Raw genomic sequence first — 1,342 nt, 5'->3', positions numbered from 1 at the left:
CATCGGGGAGCCGTCGCATCTCGGGATGTCGGCTCAAGGAGATCCAGTTCTAGTCCCGTGGCGGCAGGATTCGTTCGCTGAGCGGGTTGTAGCAGACGAGTCCGAGGTTTTGCGCGGTGCGTACGAAGGCGTTGGCGGCCGTGATTTGTGCTCGTGAGGTTCCGCTGACATGGATCGCGGCGAAGCTTCCCACGGTGCGTACCGTCCAGGTCGCGCTGCTGTCGGTTTTCGTGTCCTCACTGTTGCTGGTCATGTGGGCCCGTTTCTCTGTCGGGGATTGTCAGTCGCGGCACTGTGAACGACGGGGAACAGCGATGAGTGAGATGCCTCCGATGAGGCTGGTCGGCGACGGCTCTGGACCAGAGCGCGGCAAGATTGTCGATGCCGTTCTTCTTGGGCGGTAGCGGGCACAAGACATCGACGTCGCCCTCGGCCTCGCCCGATACGGGAAACGAGCAGACCACATACCTCTACGCGTGAAAGCCTGTGCTGTGCGCGTCGAAGGCATCATGGCTGCGACGCAGTCGGCATGGTTCCACACCAGCTCCGGGAGAGGGTGGCCGTCGTGCCCGTGAATGCGAGCAGCGGAAACGGTCAGAATTCCGTCACACTCGATCTCTGTGTCGGTGAAGACGCGATCAGTATCCCGTGACTCCGTATCGGGCGATCGACACAGCGTTGAGACGGCGTAACTCAGCCCATGCTCGTCAGAAGGACCTCTTTGTCGGCCGGGGGCATCACACACGCAGTTCCGTCCGACGCCACGACCATTCGATAGTGCCGGACACCTGCGGAGAATTTCGCGATCGTGCCCAGCCGCAAGGCATATTCCTCGAAGCCAGGAGGAACGAGCGCCAGCCCCCACGCATCCGCCTCGATGGGATCGAGCGCCACGGGTTCGCCGGTGCGGACGTGCCGGCCGCCGACGAACGTCATCATCAGCACCGACCCGGCCGGATAGGGACCGGTCATCGTTGTGCTCGTATCCAATGCCAGATGGGAAGCGAACACCCGAACCTCCACGGTTCGGTCGAGTATCGATCGTCCGATCAGCTTCGGCGGGGGTTTCTTGCGGGCGATCGTGCGAGATGTCCCTGGCACCAGAGCTTTTCGCAGTAGTCGGTGTAGTTCCCGTTCGTGTCGGCTGCGAACCTTGTCGATCAGTTCCGCGAATTCGTGCACTAAATACTCCCTCACCGTGAGTGCCCTTCGGTATTCACGATACTGACATGACCGCAGGCAGCAGGCTGTCATCCGCCTGCTCGGCGACCCGGTGACCTGCGGTGTCCCCGGCTTTCGATCGTATGAGCCACTTGACGGGGAATTCGCTCCCGACGAGGAG

2 protein-coding genes are annotated in these 1,342 nt (G+C 61.9%); both read right to left on the bottom strand.

Features of this window, described 5'->3' with window-relative positions:
• Positions 1-49: 49 nt before the first annotated feature.
• Entirely contained in the window at positions 50-253 is a 204-nt protein-coding gene (locus ACF1AK_RS36340; RefSeq protein ID WP_037131380.1) for a hypothetical protein, read from the bottom strand.
• A gap of 440 nt (positions 254-693) precedes the next feature.
• The gene (locus tag ACF1AK_RS36335) at positions 694-1,182 is read right to left on the bottom strand and encodes a hypothetical protein (protein WP_003944258.1); all 489 of its coding nucleotides are present in this window, start codon (positions 1,180-1,182) and stop codon (positions 694-696) included.
• Positions 1,183-1,342 lie beyond the last annotated feature (160 nt).

This window comes from Kitasatospora sp. NPDC015120 (genome assembly GCF_043080305.1).
Lineage (GTDB): Bacteria > Actinomycetota > Actinomycetes > Streptomycetales > Streptomycetaceae > Kitasatospora.
This window is presented reverse-complemented; position numbering and strand designations above follow the sequence as displayed.

Bases quoted from the DNA above. Each gene is read 5' to 3' on its own strand.
- ACF1AK_RS36340 (WP_037131380.1), bottom strand. From the start codon at position 253: ATGACCAGCAACAGTGAGGACACGAAAACCGACAGCAGCGCGACCTGG.